Here is a 15951-nt window from a genome sequence, read left to right on the forward strand (position 1 = left end):
GGATCAGCGCGCCTGCAGCGGATCGATGGTCTGGATCGTGCCATCGGGGTTGAAGGTCAGCTCCGTCACTTTCACATTGCGCAGGTGGTTTTTGTTCGAAAGCTGGGTGTCGGCATAGAACAGCCACCATTTGCCATCGGCCTGAAGGATCGAATGATGGGTGGTCCAGCCCTGAACCGGCTTCAGGATATGGCCGGTATATTTGAACGGGCCATAAGGGTTGTCGCCGATCGCATAGTTCAGGAAATGCGTGTCGCCGGTCGAATAGGTATAGTAATATTTGCCGCCGCGCTTGAACATCCATGATGCTTCAAAGAAGCGCCGCTCATGGTCGCCGGTCAGGACCGGCTTGCCGTTTTCGTCCAGGATCACCGCATCGCGCGGCTTTTCGGCAAAGCTTTTCATGTCTGCATTCAGGCGCGCTACCTTGCCCGACAGGGCGGGCTGGTCATTCCGGCCAAGGTCGGTGTCCGAACCGTTGGGGTCGAACTTGCCGCCGGCCCAGCGCTGAAGCTGGCCGCCCCAGATGCCGCCGAAATACATATAGCTCTTGCCGTCAGTGTCGGTGAAAACGGCAGGGTCCATCGAATAGCTGCCCGCAATCGGCTTGGGCTCGGCCTTGAACGGCCCCATCGGGCTTTTTGATGTGGCCACGCCGATGCGGAACGTGCCAAGGCCGTTCTTGTCCTTGGCCTTGTCGCGCGCGGGGAAGTAGAGATAGTAGGTGCCGTTCTTATAGGCCGCATCGGGCGCCCACATCTGCTGGCTGGCCCAGGGCACATTCTTTACGTCCAGCGCCACCGGGCCGATCGTTACCTTGCCGCCGATATGGTCCATGCGCAGCACGCGATAGTCGCGCATCGCATATTGGTTGCCCAGATCATCGTCGGGAATGGGCGTGGGAATGTCATGCGAGGGATAGACATAGATCTTGCCGCCAAAGACATGGGCCGAAGGATCGGCGGTATAGATGCTGGTCACCAGCGGCTGGTCGCGAAAGGCGGCGGCCGGGGCGGTGGCCTCGCCAAAGGCGTGGGCAGGCAGAAGCGCGGCCAGCACGGCAGCAGCGCCAAGGGTGGAGATCTTTCCCTTCACGTTCGACATCCTCATTTGCTGTGGCCCTCTTGAGGCGGGCCATCACGATGAATCTTTGATAGCGCTATCGCTCGGTCTCATCAATCGCAAATCGCCATTCGACGCAGACTAATTTGCGGGGAGAGGCGGTGGACTGCGCGATTTTCCTTTGATAAATGATAGCGCAAACATTGGAGAGAGCCATGCCCGGAAAGTCCAGATTGCTGTTTTGCCTTGGTCTGTTGGCCGCCGGCGCCCCGGCATGGGCGCAAAATGCGCCCGATGCCCTGACCTTGGGCGGGAAAGGCTATTACGAGGCGGCGGGGGTCAATGTGCTGGCCTTTTCCAATTGGTATGACGGGCTGTTTGCCGATTCCAAGATCAGCGGCATCGAGATCATCCAGCAGGGCCTGCGCAATGCCACCAACGGCGATGTGCGCCTGTCGGCAACGCCCGGCCAGTGGGACCCGATCGGCGCCATGGTCACGCGCAAGGTGGACCGCGCGGCGGGCGTGATCGAAACGCGCCTGCGCTATGCCGATTACGATTGGGCCTATACGATCCGCGCGCAGCAGCAGGGCGACGGCGTGGTGGTCAGCATCCTGCTCGACCGTCCGGTTCCCGATGCTCTGGTGGGCAAGGCCGGGTTCAATCTGGAATTCCTGCCCTCGGCCTATTTCCACCATGCCTTTATGGCCGATGGTGTGGCGGGCAGTTTTCCGCTGCATCCCGTCGGCGCCATGGTGCGCACCGACCAACGCAATGCCGCCAGCGGGCGCAGCGAAGGGCCGGGGGCCGAGCCCCTGCCTATGGCCGGTGGGCATGATTTTGTCCTTGCGCCCGAAGATCCGGCGCGGCGGGTGAGGATCACGGGCGATGCGCCCATCATGCTCTATGACGGCCGCAATCAGGCGCAGAACGGCTGGTTCGTGCTGCGCTCGCTGCTGCCTGCGGGCAAGAGCGGGGCGGTGCTGACATGGACCATCCGGCCCCAGACCAGCCCCGGATGGCTGCGCCGCCCGGTGATTGCCCATTCGCAATTGGGCTATGCGCCTGCGGCCTCCAAACTGGCCACGGTGGAATTGGATGCCAATGACAAACGCCGCCTGCCGCTGCGCCTGCTGCGTATTGGCGCGGATGGCGCACCAACCACCGTTCGGTCCGAGCAGCCGCGCGAATGGGGCGATTATCTGCGCTATCACTATCTGCAGATGGACTTCAGCGATGTGAAGCAGCCGGGCCTTTATCAACTCGAATATGGCGATGTGCGCACCGCGCCTTTCCGTATTGCCGATGATGTCTATGCCGATGCCTGGCATGCCACCAATGATGTCTATTTCCCGGTGGCGATGGATCACGTCTCGGTGAACGAGGCCTATCGCGTGTGGCATGGCGATTCCCACCGCGATGATGCGCGGCAGGCCCCCGTCAATCACGAGCATATCGACCTTTACCGACAGGGGCCGACCACCGACACGCCTTTTCAGCCGGGCCAGCCCATTCCGGGTCTGAATGTGGGCGGATGGTTCGATGCGGGCGATTTCGACATCCGCACCCAGTCGCAATATCAGGTGGTGCGCTCGCTGGCCGCCGCGCGCGAGCGTTTCGGGCTGGATCGCGATACGGTCAGCGTGGACGAGACGCGGCGCCATGTCGAGATCCATGTGCCCGACGGCATGCCCGATGTGGTGCAGCAGGTGGCCCATGGCACGCTGCAATTGCTGGCCCAGTTCGATGCGGTGGGCCATGCGATCCACGGCATTGTCGAGCCCGATGTGGCGCAATACACGCATCTGGGCGATGCGGTGAACAAGACCGATGGTCTGCCCTATGATCCGGCCCTCAAACCCGGCGAAATCCGCGACGGGCGCAGCGGAACGCCCGATGACCGCTGGGCGTTTACCAGCAAGGTTTCGGCGCTCAACTATGGTTCGATTGCCGCGCTGGCGGCGGCCGGCAGGGTGCTCAAGGGGCAGGATGATGCGCTATCGGCCAAGGCTTTGGCCACGGCCCAGCGCGTCTGGCAGGAGGAGCAGTCCCACGCGCCCGATCTCTTCTCGCATGGCAACACCACGGGCGGCCCGCTGGATTGGGAAAAATTTGCCGCCGCGGTCGAATTGCTCAAGACCACGCGCGCGAAAGCCTATGCCGATGCCGTGATGGAACTGTGGCCCAAGGTGGCCAAGGCCTTTTCCCCCAATGCGCAGACGGCGGTGGCGGCGCTGCCCTATATGCCCGCAGCCTATCGACGGGCGATGATCCCTGCCGTGCGCCAATGGAAAGAGGAGAGCGACCGCATCGCCCGCGCCAATCCCTTTGGTGTGCCGATCACCACCGGGGGATGGGCCGGGTCCAGCACGGTCATGGCCTATGCGCTGGTGGCCGATGCGCTGCATGGAGCTTTTCCCGAAATCGTCGGGCGCGATGCGGTCTGGCGGGGCGTGGCCTTCATCACCGGCCATCATCCCGGCTCGGACATCTCCTTCGTTTCGGGCGTAGGCACGGTGTCCAAGGAGGTGGCCTATGGCAACAACCGGGCCGACTTTTCCTATATCGCGGGGGGCGTGGTGCCGGGCGTGCTGATCATCAAGCCTGACTTTCCCGAAAACCACGAGGATTGGCCGTTTTTCTGGGGAGAGAATGAATATGTCGTGCCCGAAGGGGCGGCGTGGATCGAACTGGTCAATGCCGCCGACCGCCTGCGCGCGAAGGAATAGGATGGGGCGCTCAAGATGGCTTTCAAAAAGGCTGAACCTTACTTAAAGGATCCTGTCAGATAGCGGGTAGAAAGGGTTGGCATGGCAAGGTCTGATCGCTCCGGTGCAGGCGCCACGATCATTGACGTTGCCCGCCTTGCCGGTGTTTCGGCGATGACGGTTTCGCGTGTCATCAATGGCCGGGAAGGGGTGCGGCCCGAAACGCGCGAGGCGGTGGAAAAGGCGATCCGGGAATTGTCCTATACGCCCAATGTCGCCGCGCGCAGTCTGGTCACCTCGACCGAGCTGCAAGTGGGGGTGATCTATTCCAACCCCAGCGCCGCCTTCATGAGCGAGTTTCTGACCGGTATTTTCGAGGAGGCGTCCATTCGCGGCGCCCGCCTCTCGCTGCTCAAGGGCGAGGCGGGCAAGGCCCCGGGGCCTGAGGCGCTCGAACAATTCGCTGCGGCGGGGCTTTCGGGCTTTATCCTTGCCCCGCCGCTGGGCGAATCGCGCAGGATTCTCTCGGTGCTCGAACCGTTGGGGCGGCCCATTGCGGCGGTGGGGGCCTACAAGATTTCGGATGCGCTCTGTGTTCGGATCGACAATCACCGCGCCGCCTATGAAATGACGCGCCACCTGCTCGATCTGGGCCACCGCCGGCTGGGCTTTATTCTGGGCAACCCCGATCAGGCCGCCAGTGCCGAGCGCATGGCCGGATTCTATGCCGCCGTGCGCGAAATCGGCGGGGTCGATGTGCGGGTGGCGCAGGGTGATTTCAGCTATACTTCGGGCCTTGCCGCAGGGGAACTGCTGCTCGACGCGCCATCGCCGCCCACGGCCATATTCGCCAGCAATGACGATATGGCCGCCGCTGTGGTGTCGGTGGCGCATCGCCGCCAGATTGATGTTCCCGGCGCGCTGACGGTGGTGGGCTTTGACGATACGGCCGCCGCCGTCACCCTGTGGCCGACCTTGACCACGGTGCATCAGCCGCTGCGCCGTCTGGCCGCCGAGGCGCTGGCCTATGTGGCGCAGGAGGCCGGCCCGGCCCTGCTCCGGCCGGGCGCGGTCAGCGACTGTGTGCTCGATCATTCCATCGTCTATCGTGATTCCACCGCGCGCATTTCGGTGGCGGAGCCGGACTGATCGGGCGCGTCATCCTGTGCCTCATAGCGGAACCAGGCGAAATCGGCATGACGCCCCGCGCCCGAGAGATCCTGACACGCCATGGCGACAAAGGCACCGGTGAAATTGGGATAGCCGGGCAGCGAGACCTCATCGGAAAGCACGCTGACATCCAGCTTTTGCGGCGCCCATTCCCATGTCTCCGCCCCTTTGGCCCGCCAGCCAAAGCGCAGCCATTGGTGGTCCACTTCGGCGCATAATTCGATCGGCCCTGCGGGCAACTCGGCCGCGACCAGAACATCATGAGCGCCCATGCCGGGAATGGCCGACATGATCCGCAATTCGCGTGCGCCCGTATCGCGGGTCAGATGGAGATAATGGAATTTCGTGCTGTTGTAATAGCATACCAGTCCGGCATTCTGCTGGAAATGGGCGGGATCGAAATCGATGCAGGTCGTGGCCGTAAAGCGGAAATGCTGAAAGCGGCGTGCGACAAGCGCCTGCTCGAAATGGCTCTTGATCGATTCCCGGCCATACAGCCGCAGCCAGTTCGGACGCGCATCGAGGCTCCACAAGCGCCCGCTGTCGGGGCTGCGCAGCCATTGCAGATCGTCGGGCAGGGGGCCGGGCGCGAATTGGCCATTCCATGGCTGTTCCGGCCAGGGACATGACGGTAGGGGGGGGAGCGGCGGATTGGGGTCCGGCTGCGCGCCGGGCGTCAGGCTGCGCAGCCAGCCATCCTCGCCCCAGCGCATCGGCTGGATTGCTGTTTCGCGCCCCAGCGGACAACGCGCCAGTCCGGGCAGCGGCCGTCCGCAGAGATAGGCCAGCCATGGGCTGCCATCCTCCAGTTCGACCAGATCGCCATGGCCCGCTCGGGTGATCGCGCCTTCCTGCCGCCCCGCCGCCGTCAGCACCGCGCCGTCGGGGTGGGTTTCATAAGGCCCGCCGATCGAGCGGCTGCGCGCCATGACCACCGCGTGGTTCCATCCCGTGCCGCCCTCGGCCACCAGCAGGTGATACCAGCCATCGCGTTTGTAGAGATGCGGCCCCTCGGTAAAGCCGCGCTCTGTGCCGCGATAGATCAGCCGCCGCTCGCCCTTCAGGCGCAGGGTTTCCTTGTCCACTTCCTGCAGCACGATGCCGCCGAAACGGCCCCGGTCGGGCCGGTGGTCCCACAGCATGTTGAGCAGCCAGCAGCGTCCGTCATCGTCATGGAACAGCGCCGGATCAAAGCCGCTGCTGTTGAGATGGACCGGATCGGACCATGGCCCATCGATGCTGGGCGCGACGACCAGATAATTGTGAAAATCGCGCATCGAGGCACCATGCGCCCCGTTCACCGTGGTCAGCCCGTAGCGCTTCACATCGGTATAGACCAGCCAGAAGCGCCCGTCGGCATAGGTCAGATCAGGCGCCCATACGCCGCAGGAATCGGGATTGCCGCGCATGTCGAGCTGGCTGGCGCGGGAAAGCGGGCGGCTGGCCAGGCGCCAGTGGACCAGATCGCGGCTGTGGTGGATTTGAACGCCGGGAAACCATTCGAAGGTGGAGGTGGCGATATAGAAATCCTGATCCACGCGCAGGATGGACGGATCGGGGTTGAAACCGCGCAAAATGGGATTGGCGAAACTGTTCATGATGGCTTGCGTACCAAGGTCCAGAGCAGCCCGGCGCCAATCAGATCGAGGCAGCCAAGCAGCACGAAAAACGGGGAATAGCCGAGCCGGTCAACCAGACTGCCCAGCAGGAGCGAAAAGATCAGCACACCCAGATTGGCCGACAGACCGGCAAAACCGGCCACCGTGCCAACCTCGTTGCGGGGAAAGAGGTCAGAGGCCATGGTGATGATGGTGACCGACAGCGTCTGATGCGCGAAACCGGCAAGGCACAGCAGCGCCACGGCCGCATAGGGATTGGCGACAAGGCCGACAAAACCGATGCCCGTCATCATCAGCGCGCCCAGCGTAAAGGTGAGGCGGCGCGCATCAATCAGGGTTATGCCGCGCCGCTGCAACTGGCCGGCCACCGCCGGGCCGAAAAGACAGCCCAGATCTGCCGCCAGAAAGGGCAACCAGCCGAACAGCGCCAGATGGGCCATGTCAAACCCGCGCTCGCGCGCCAGATAAAGCGGCAGCCACAGCGAGAGCATACCCCACACCGGGTCGGCCAGCAGACGGGGCAGAGCGATGCCCCACAGATTGCGGCGCGTCAGAAGAACGCGAATGGGGGCGGACGGTGCGTCGGATTGCAGATGCTCTTCCTGCCCCTCGGCAATGGTGGCGCGTTCCTGCGCGCTGACGCCGCGATGGCAGGCAAGCGGCGCATACCAGCGCAGCCAGAGCAGCGACCATACCAGCCCCAGCGCCCCCGCCACCGCGAAGGCGAGACGCCAGCTCCCCGCATAGACCGCCCAGGCCACCAGCGGAGGCGCCAGCACCGCGCCGAGTGAGGCGCCGATATTGTAGATGCCGCCCGCAAGGCCGCGTTCGCGCGCGGGAAACCATTCGGCCACCAGCTTTTGCCCGGCAGGCTGGGCGGAACCTTCGGCAAAGCCCAGAACGAGACGCAGCGCGGCAAAACTGAACCAGCCGCGCGCCAGCATATGGCCCAGCGTGATGACCGACCAGCCGATGGCAAACAGCGCAAAGCCCAGTTTCAGCCCCAGCCGGTCCAGCACAAAGCCCGCGATCGGTTGCAGCATGACGCCCAATTGCATGGCGCCGGTGATCCATCCGTATTGGGCATTGGATATGCCCTGCTGCGCCAGCACGACAGGGGCGGCCACGCCCATGACCGAACGCGCGAGATAGTTGATGATCATCGCGCCCACAAACAGGGCGAGCACCAGCCAGCGCGTTTTGCGCCATGCCGATTGGCGGGGCGGGGCGGGAATCACGGCCTTCACCGCCCGGTTGTCGATGGAGGGGGCAAGTCGATTGATAACGTAAACATAAAATTCCTCAATTCCCCTCGCTTCCGCCTTTTATCCGGCGATATCGCTTTCCCTTATCGAGAGATTTTTCCAAAATACAACGCAAAATTCGCCCGGTTGACAGCCATAAATTTGCGCGGTACGAATGATGTTAACGTTAACTAGCTCAGAGTGTCAAGAGAGGGTGGAATATCCATCCTCGCGGCGCCGCGCAAAAACGTTCGTCCAATATCCATCAGCAAAAAATAAATGACTTGGAGGGGTACATGAGCCTGAAAAGAGCGAAGCGTCACAATACACTCTTGTGCGGCACGGCCTTGCGCATGGCCGCGCTGACCATCGGCCTGTCGCCGGTTGCGGCCTTGGCCCAACAGCAGGCGGCTCCGGCTGCGTCTGCTGATTCGGCGCCCGAGGCGGCCAAAGGCGACCGCGAGATCATCGTCACCGGCACCCGCATCACCGCCAGCGGTTTCAAGGCGCCCACGCCCACCACGATCCTCGATGCCGCCAGTCTGAACGCCAATGCCCAGCCCAATGTCTTTACCACCATTGCGCAATTGCCCTCGCTTCAGGGCTCGACCGGCACGCAGGTCAACACGTTCAGCACCTCGAGCGGTCAGCAAGGGCTCAGTTCCTTCTCGCTGCGCGGCGTAGGCGCCATCCGTACGCTGACCCTGCTGGACGGACAGCGCGTGGTGGGCGCCAATGTCACCGGCGTTCCCGATATCAGCCTGTTTCCGCAATTGCTGATCCAGCGTGTCGATGTGGTCAATGGCGGCGCATCGGCCTCCTATGGTTCGGATGCGGTCGGCGGGGTGGTCAATTTCATCACCGACGCGCATTTCAAGGGCCTGAAGGGCAATGTGCTGGGCGGCATCACCACCTATGGCGATGATGCGCAATATCAGGTGCAACTGGCCGGAGGCACCAGCTTCCTGCAGGACCGCCTGCATGTGGTCGGCAGCGTGGAATACAGCAACGAGGCCGGCATCGGCGGCGGTGATTTCGGCATCGGGTTGGCCAATGGCCGCAACTGGTTTGCCCAGACGACGCAGATCAACCGGGGCGTGCTGAATGACGGATCGCCGCAATATATCGTGCGCGATCTGGCCCAATCGATCTCTTTCACCAAATATGGCCTGATCACGGCGGGGCCGCTGCAGGGTATCGCCTTTGACGCGCGCGGCAATCCGTTCCAGTTCCAATACGGTTCGGGCGGTGTGCCTCAGCATGACAAGGCGGGCACGGTGGCGGGCTGCTATCCTGGCTACTGTCTGGGCGGCGATCTTTCGGGCAATGTCGATACGGGCCGTTCGCTGCAATCCAGCATCGAGCGCCTGAACACCTATGGCCGGGTGGGCTTTGAACTCGACAATCGCAACGAGATCTATTTCACCGTCAATATTGGCAAGGTGAACACCCATAACCAGCCGGTCAACGGGATGAACAAGCCGGGCCTGACCATCCAGTGCGCCAACCCCTTTGTGCCCGCCCTGGTGCAAAATGCCTGCACCAATGCCGGGATCACCAGCTTCGCCTTCGGCACCAGCAATGCCGCGTTGGGCAATTCGCAGGTCTATACCGAGCGGCGCCAGTACCGTTTCGTGCTGGGCGGCAAGGGGACCTTTACGCTGGCGGGCAAGGACTGGAAATACGACATCTATGGCGAGCACGGCACCAATTACAGCGATGTCGATGTGCGCAACATTCTGCTCACCCAGCGCTTCAATCAGGCGATTGACGCGATCACGCTCAATGGCGCGATTGTCTGCCGCGATCCGGTGGCGCGGGCCAATGGGTGCCAACCGCTCAACATTCTGGGCGGACAGCCCTCGGCGGCGGCTCTGGCCTATGTCGTGCCGCAATATGGCCCCTATCAGCGCACCCGTCAGACGCAGGACGTGGCCAGCATCAGCTTCTCCGGCTCGCCGGTGGAACTGTGGGCCGGGCCGCTTTCCATCGCCTTTGGCGGCGAATTCCGCCATGAATTCTATCGCGTGGTGGCCGACCCCTATGGCGCGGGCTTTGCCAATACGCCCGGCGGGGGCAATTATCCGACCGACCCCGTTCTGATCGCCGGAGGCAACAACTGGTATGCGGGCAATTACAAGAATGGCGGAGGGGCCTACAGCGTCAAGGAAGGCTTTTTCGAGGCCAATCTGCCGGTCATCAACTCCGACGCCATGGGCCATGCCAATTTGAACGGCGCGGTGCGCGTCACCAATTACAGCACATCGGGCACAGTCACGGCGTGGAAAGTGGGCGGCACATGGGATCTGCCCATTGATGGCCTGCGGCTGCGCGGGGTGACATCGCGCGATGTGCGCGCCCCTAACCTGTCGGAAATGTTTGCCGCGCCCGTCACCACCACGCTGCCCAATTTCTTCGACCCCTTCCACAATACGACCACGCTGGTGATCCAGAGCGTGGTGGGCAATCCCAACCTGAAGCCGGAAATCGCGCGCAACACCACCTTTGGCGTGGCTTTGGCCAATCCGTCATGGATGCCGGGGCTCAACATCTCGTTCGACTATTACAAGCTCAAGCTCAACGGCGTCATTTCCTCGATCAGCGCCAATGACATGGTGCAATATTGCTATCAGAACGTGCTGCCCCAGACCTGCAACTCCTTCAACCTGAACAATCCGGCGGGCGGCAATTACATCAATGTCCAGCCCTTCAACCTGGCCTCGATCCGCACCGAGGGCTTTGACATCGAGGCCAGCTATCGCTGGCGCAATCCGCTGGGCCTGCCGGGCAATTTCACGCTGCGCGCGCTGGCCACTCATGTGATCAATTATATCACCGACACCGGCCTGCCGGGCACCATCCCCATCGACAGCGCCGGGTCCAATCTGGGCAACACGCCGCATTGGAAATGGCTGGCGGTGCAGAGCTATGACAATGAGAAATTCTCGCTGATGGTGCAGGAACGCTGGTTCAGCGACGGTACCTTTGCCAACAATTACGTGGTGTGCAGCCCCGGCAGCTGCCCTGTTTCGACCGCCAACAACCCAACCATCGACCAGAATTTCATGGCCGGGGCCTTCTATCTGGATCTGGGCGGATCGGTGAATATCACCAAGGCGATCACCGCCTATTTCAAGGTGGACAATGTGACCGACCATTCGCCCGCGCGCAATTACATCTTCAACAATCCCGCGCTCTATGACCAGATCGGGCGGGTGTTCCGCGCGGGCGTGCGTTTCAAATACTGACGATCCGATATCCGGCCTGCCCCTCCTCCCTTCGGGCCGGATCACGCGGCGGGCGAAGCCGGTTTTCGCCCGCCCAAAGGCGCCATGGCGTAAAGGTTTGCCGTCCTTTGCGTCATGGCGTCCTTTGGGGCTTCATGGATTGCCCGGAGCATAGGGAAAGGTCAGCGCCTTGTACCAGTCCAGATCATGCGCGGGCGGCGCGCTGCCCGCGGGCAGGGGCAGGTGGTTGAGCGATTGCCAATAGGCGATCGATGCATCGCGCCACAATTGCGCGTCGCGGCGCTGGATGGTCAGAAACACGCGAGTCTTTTCAAAACGTTCCGCGTCGATTGCGGGTTTCAGCGCCTGCCATTGGGCCTGCATGGTTTCCACCCCGGCGACGCCCCGATCATAATGGCGCACCAGATCATCCCACAGCGTGGCCCCATCCTTCATGCGATAGGTCCATGGCAGATGATGAAACCAGAGCAGATCCTTGTCATTGGTGGTTTCGGGCCGGGCCAGTCGGGTCGCGATGGCGGGGGCATATTGCGCGATGGCGTTGCTGCCGTTGGCGGTGCGGTCGAAGCCGATGCCCTGCGCGTCGGCGCGGTTGTAATAGGCCGGGTTCCATTCCGGACGGCTGAGCGTGTTCACCCACGGGCCGGGGCCGTAATGGCCATAGACGCTCATCTGATGGGCAAGGCCCAGCGGGGTCATGTAATCCACCGCCGCTTCGCGTGAGGGCATCATGATCGCGGTGACGGCATCCACCACCTTGGGCGCGGGCGAGAAGGTCTGCGCCGCCCATTCGCGCGCGATGGTTTCGGGCGCAAGATCGGGGTTCCACGCCAGACGGCCAAAGGCATACCAGTCCGCCTGATTGAAGATCGAGCCTGACCAGTCGCGGTTCGCGCCGATATTGGCCACGCCCGCAATACCCGTCAGCCGGTGTCCGTCCAGCGAGCCATCCACCACATGCGCCACGGTGGAGCCTTTGCCCTGCGCCAGCGTATCGGCCTGCAAGGCTTCGGAAAACAGCGGGCCGAGATAGGTCAGATGCGTCGATTGGCCCAGATATTCCTTGGTGATCTGGAACTCCATCATCAGATTGGTGCGCGGCATGGCGCCAAACAGCGGATGGAACGGTTCGCGCGGCTGGAAATCGATGGCGCCGTTCTTGACCTGCACCAGCACGTTGTCGGCAAACTGGCCGTCCAACGGCTTGAAATCATTATAGGCCTGTTTGGCGCGATCCTCCGGATTGTCATGGGCATAGACAAAGGCGCGCCACATCACCACCCCGCCATGGGGCCGCAGCGCATCGGCCAGCATATTGGCCCCCTGCGCATGGGTGCGGTGGTAATCGGCGGGGCCAGGCTGCCCTTCGCTGTTGGCCTTGACCAGAAAGCCGCCGAAATCGGGAATGGCGCGATAGATTTCATCAGCCTTGGCCCGCCACCATGCGGCCACCGCCGGATCAAGCGGATCGGCCGTCTTCAGCCCGCCCAGTTCGATGGGCGCGGACCAGCGCGCCGAGAGATAAACCTTGATCCCCCATGGCCGGAACACATCGGCCAGCGCCGCCGCCTTGGCAATATAGGGCGCGGTCAGGCTGTCGGCTTTAGCGTTAACATTGTTGAGCACCGCACCATTGATGCCGACCGAGGCATTGGCCCGCGCATAGTCGGTATAGATCGGATCGCGCCAATCGGGCAGGCGCCACCAGTCCCAGATCGATGCCCCGGCATAGCCGCGCTCGACCGTGCCATCCAGATTGTCCCAATGATCGAGCACGCGCAGGGCAATCCGGGGCGAGGAAACCACATCCAGCCGGGCCAGATCCGCCCCGCTGTGAGCAAGTCGCAAGTAATGAAACACGCCATAGAGCAGGCCCAGATCGGTTTTGGCCGCTATCTGCGTGTCGATATGGCCGTTCACCTTGCGGCTGGTGAGGGCAAAACCCTCGGCGCCCAGGCGGTCATAGCGGGCGGGCCATGAACCGTCGGCGGGCGTCGTCAGGCGGATCGGACCTTGATCGGCCCGCGGCGCAAGGCCGCGCTTCAACTCGGCAATGGCCAGTTTGAGCTGCGGCCTGTCTTGTGCATCGGGCGCGGCAATTGTGATTGCGCGGTCGGACGCGCTGATTGCCGGGGGATAGCGCAGCCAAAGCTGATGGCCGTCTTCGGCGTGGACGATGGTGGGCAGAGCCATGGCCGACAGCATCATGGCGGACAGGGCGGTGCTCAGGCCGAGGGTCATACGAGGGATCATGAAAGAGCCTGCATGTTTGAACAAGAAAGATGAGCAAAATAGCGCCGCATGGCCTTGGCCATGCTGTCAGGCTTTGCTCTCCCTGCCGATAGATAGCGCTATCATGACGAGCTTGCCAGCATCTTCTTTTCCCCGTTTGGATCGGGTCCCGCAAGGGCCGAAGACAACAAGGCCCGCCACAGGCTGATGAAAACGCTATGTCTTCATCGTCCGGTGGCGGGCCATGGGGTTCCTTTCAACCGCCTTGGGCGGGACGATCAGAAGCGTTTGGTCACCGTGACGGACCATTCGCGCGGGCGGCCAGGCATTCCGGAAACCGAACCTTGACCAATGGTCTGGTCAAACAGGGTAAGCAGATAATATTTGTCGAACAGATTGGTCACGGCCAGCGAAACGTCGAAATCCCTCTCGGTGTTGCGCCAGGTCAGCCGGGCATTGGAAATCGTGTAGCCCGCCACAAAGGCCGTGGGATCATTGCGCGCCGCAGTGTAGAAACCGGACTGATAGGCAATGTCGAAGCGCGGTGTGATGCTGTTGTGCTCGTTGATGCCGAATTCGTATTGCGCGCCGACGCTCCATTTCCACTTGCTGGTAAAGGGGGTGACATCGGTTAGCCGCACGCCGCTGACACCGGCCGCCGCCGGGGCGATGCGCGTATATTGGAAATCGATATAGCTGAGCGTGCCGTCAATCAGCAGACCCTTGACCGGGCGCAGCGTGGTTTCGAACTCGATGCCTTTCACATTGGCGTCGCCCGCATTGGCCGTCATCGCGCAGGGGGCAAGCGCATTGCCCGGCGTGAATTGCGGGCAGGAGGTAAGGACGAGCTGGATATCCTTGTATTTATTGTAATAGGCTGAAATATTGGTGCGCAATTTCCGGTCAAACCAGTCCGCCTTCAGGCCCAGTTCCCATGCTTCCAACTGTTCCGGGCCGAAGGGCTGGACCTGCGAGGGGAAGAAGGGGCGCGGGTTGATCCCTCCGCCCTTGTAGCCGGTGGAGAACTGGGCATAGGTCATCAGATCCCGCGTCCAGGCATATTGCAGGTTCGCACGATAGTCCCAGCGATCAATCTTGTACGACCCGACCGAACCGTCGAGCGAGCCTACGCGGGGCTGGCCTGTCGAACCATCGGCAAAACGCCGCGAGAATTTGTAGTCCTTCTCCTCATGCGTGTTGCGGATACCCGCATTCAGCGTCAGCCCCTTGAGGATCTCGAAAGAGGCATTGGCAAAACCGGCCAGCGAGGATGCCGGCACCTCATCGCCAAGGCTGGCGAACTGGAGGTTCGAGTAACGGATGTCCAGGACATTGGCCAGAACGGTCTTCATGTCGCTGTAATAGCCGCCGACCGTGTAATTGAGGCGGCCGTCCAGCCCTGTGCCGTTCAGGCGCAGTTCCTGGCTGAAGAAATGAGCCTTGTAATTGTTTTCCGAGAAATTGACCGGCAGCGGCGAAAGATCGGCGTCCGAGGCATAGCGCGACTGGAACGAGCGATAGCCGGTGATCGAAGTCAGCTTGAGCTGGCGGCTCAGCGTCACATCGATATGGCCCGAAACGCCATAGCCCGAATAGCGCGATGTCAGCGGGCGCGTGGTTTCGTTGGGCATCAGCGGAGAAGTCGTTGCGGGTTGCACGCCGGTGGCGTAATTGCAGTAGGGTCCGCAGATGAAGCGGCTGTCATAGGCCACATTGGTATAGGGCCCGCGGATGAAACCGGTGGCGGGATTATTCGCACTCAAAAGAACAGCGGGCGACTGGGCGCGATCATCGGTGACGTAATCGGCCGAGATCATCGCATCGACCGGTCCGCGCTCATAGCGCAACTGGGCGCGCACCGCCTGATAGTTCACATCGCCCTGTTTGCCCACCACGCAATCGCCCGCCGGGCGCAGGGCGGGAATGCCGCCGACGGTGGGATTGTTGGCCGAACCTTGCGGATTGGCGCAGCCAAAGTCGATCACATTGACATAGCCGCCCTGGGTTTTCGACGCGGCGGCAAGGCGGAAAGACAGGCCATCGGCAATGCCCAGATCGATGCTGGCGCGCAGATCCTGCCTGTTGCGGCTGCCATAGGCGCCCTGCACAAGGCCGGTGTTGGTGCCGCGCGGGCGCTTGGAATAGAGCTTGAGCGCGCCGCCGATCGAATTGCGTCCCGCCAGAGTGCCCTGCGGGCCGCGCAAAACCTCGACCCGATCCAGATCGAGCAGGTCAAACAGCGCGCCTGTCAACGAAGGATAATAGACATCGTCAATATAAAGCCCCACGCCGGGTTCGACCGCAGGGCTGGGGTCACTCTGGCCCACGCCGCGGATCGAGGCCGCCATGGAGGGGCCGAAATTGGCGTTGTTGGGCTGAAGATTGAGACCGGGCGCTTGCGCTGCGATTTCCTGCACATTGGTCTGGCTGCGCGCCTGCATCATTTCGGCGGAAACGGCGGTGATGGCGATGGGCGTATCCTGCAGGTTCTGGGCGCGGAACTGGGCCGTCACGACGATTTCCTCGGCGGTAGCGGGTTTCGCCTCCTTGGCTTCTTCGGCCTGGGCCGTCGAAACCGCGCCAAGAGCCAGCGCCAGCCCGGTCGTGGCGAGCAGATGGCGGCTGCTGAACTTTTTCATGATCTCTCCCTTTCTTTTTATCGTCGCCC

The 15951-nt window shown here is 62.3% G+C and carries 8 protein-coding genes; 3 read left to right on the forward strand and 5 right to left on the reverse strand.

The features are described from left to right. Positions 1 to 3: 3 nt before the first annotated feature. On the reverse strand, positions 4 to 1104 hold the full coding sequence (locus FHW92_RS02195) for a glycoside hydrolase family 43 protein (protein WP_246869935.1): 1101 nt from the start codon (positions 1102 to 1104) through the stop codon (positions 4 to 6). A gap of 173 nt (positions 1105 to 1277) precedes the next feature. On the opposite strand from FHW92_RS02195, the gene FHW92_RS02200 reads away from it, so the two are divergent. Together FHW92_RS02200 and FHW92_RS02205 are read left to right on the forward strand one after the other, a co-directional pair. After that, positions 1278 to 3791: a glycoside hydrolase family 9 protein gene (locus FHW92_RS02200; RefSeq protein ID WP_210428334.1), complete on the forward strand. Its 2514-nt coding sequence runs from the start codon at positions 1278 to 1280 to the stop codon at positions 3789 to 3791. A gap of 81 nt (positions 3792 to 3872) precedes the next feature. Beyond that, positions 3873 to 4919 carry a LacI family DNA-binding transcriptional regulator gene (locus FHW92_RS02205; protein ID WP_168601576.1) on the forward strand — a complete coding sequence of 349 codons (1047 nt, stop codon included), beginning with the start codon at positions 3873 to 3875 and terminating at the stop codon, positions 4917 to 4919. Here FHW92_RS02205 and FHW92_RS02210 read toward each other — a convergent pair. Next, the gene (locus FHW92_RS02210) at positions 4874 to 6538 is read right to left on the reverse strand and encodes a glycoside hydrolase family 43 protein (RefSeq protein WP_168601577.1); all 1665 of its coding nucleotides are present in this window, start codon (positions 6536 to 6538) and stop codon (positions 4874 to 4876) included. The genes FHW92_RS02205 and FHW92_RS02210 overlap by 46 nt on opposite strands. Beyond that, positions 6535 to 7797, reverse strand: a complete 1263-nt coding sequence (locus tag FHW92_RS02215) for an MFS transporter (protein ID WP_349237630.1) — start codon at positions 7795 to 7797, stop codon at positions 6535 to 6537. Before FHW92_RS02215 ends, FHW92_RS02210 begins: the two co-directional genes overlap by 4 nt. 302 nt (positions 7798 to 8099) lie before the next feature. On the opposite strand from FHW92_RS02215, the gene FHW92_RS02220 reads away from it, so the two are divergent. Continuing rightward, entirely contained in the window at positions 8100 to 11051 is a 2952-nt protein-coding gene (locus tag FHW92_RS02220) for a TonB-dependent receptor (RefSeq protein ID WP_246869860.1), read from the forward strand. A 132-nt stretch (positions 11052 to 11183) separates the two neighbouring features. Here the strand turns inward: FHW92_RS02220 and FHW92_RS02225 are convergent, their stop codons facing one another. Both FHW92_RS02225 and FHW92_RS02230 read right to left on the reverse strand, forming a co-directional pair. Continuing rightward, positions 11184 to 13259, reverse strand: a complete 2076-nt coding sequence (locus FHW92_RS02225; RefSeq protein ID WP_246869936.1) for an alpha-glucuronidase family glycosyl hydrolase — start codon at positions 13257 to 13259, stop codon at positions 11184 to 11186. A gap of 302 nt (positions 13260 to 13561) precedes the next feature. Then, on the reverse strand, positions 13562 to 15922 hold the full coding sequence (locus FHW92_RS02230; protein ID WP_168601579.1) for a TonB-dependent receptor: 2361 nt from the start codon (positions 15920 to 15922) through the stop codon (positions 13562 to 13564). Positions 15923 to 15951 lie beyond the last annotated feature (29 nt).

The organism is Novosphingobium sp. SG707 (genome assembly GCF_012275515.1).
Lineage (GTDB): Bacteria > Pseudomonadota > Alphaproteobacteria > Sphingomonadales > Sphingomonadaceae > Novosphingobium.

What these genes read in the sequence shown, in the direction of transcription:
- FHW92_RS02195 (WP_246869935.1), bottom strand. Translation starts at nt 1,104, where the DNA reads ATGTCGAACGTGAAGGGAAAGATCTCCACCCTTGGCGCTGCTGCCGTG.
- FHW92_RS02200 (WP_210428334.1), top strand. Translation starts at nt 1,278, where the DNA reads ATGCCCGGAAAGTCCAGATTGCTGTTTTGCCTTGGTCTGTTGGCCGCC.
- FHW92_RS02205 (WP_168601576.1), top strand. Translation starts at nt 3,873, where the DNA reads ATGGCAAGGTCTGATCGCTCCGGTGCAGGCGCCACGATCATTGACGTT.
- FHW92_RS02210 (WP_168601577.1), bottom strand. Translation starts at nt 6,538, where the DNA reads ATGAACAGTTTCGCCAATCCCATTTTGCGCGGTTTCAACCCCGATCCG.
- FHW92_RS02220 (WP_246869860.1), top strand. Translation starts at nt 8,100, where the DNA reads ATGAGCCTGAAAAGAGCGAAGCGTCACAATACACTCTTGTGCGGCACG.
- FHW92_RS02225 (WP_246869936.1), bottom strand. Translation starts at nt 13,259, where the DNA reads ATGATGCTGTCGGCCATGGCTCTGCCCACCATCGTCCACGCCGAAGAC.
- FHW92_RS02230 (WP_168601579.1), bottom strand. Translation starts at nt 15,922, where the DNA reads ATGAAAAAGTTCAGCAGCCGCCATCTGCTCGCCACGACCGGGCTGGCG.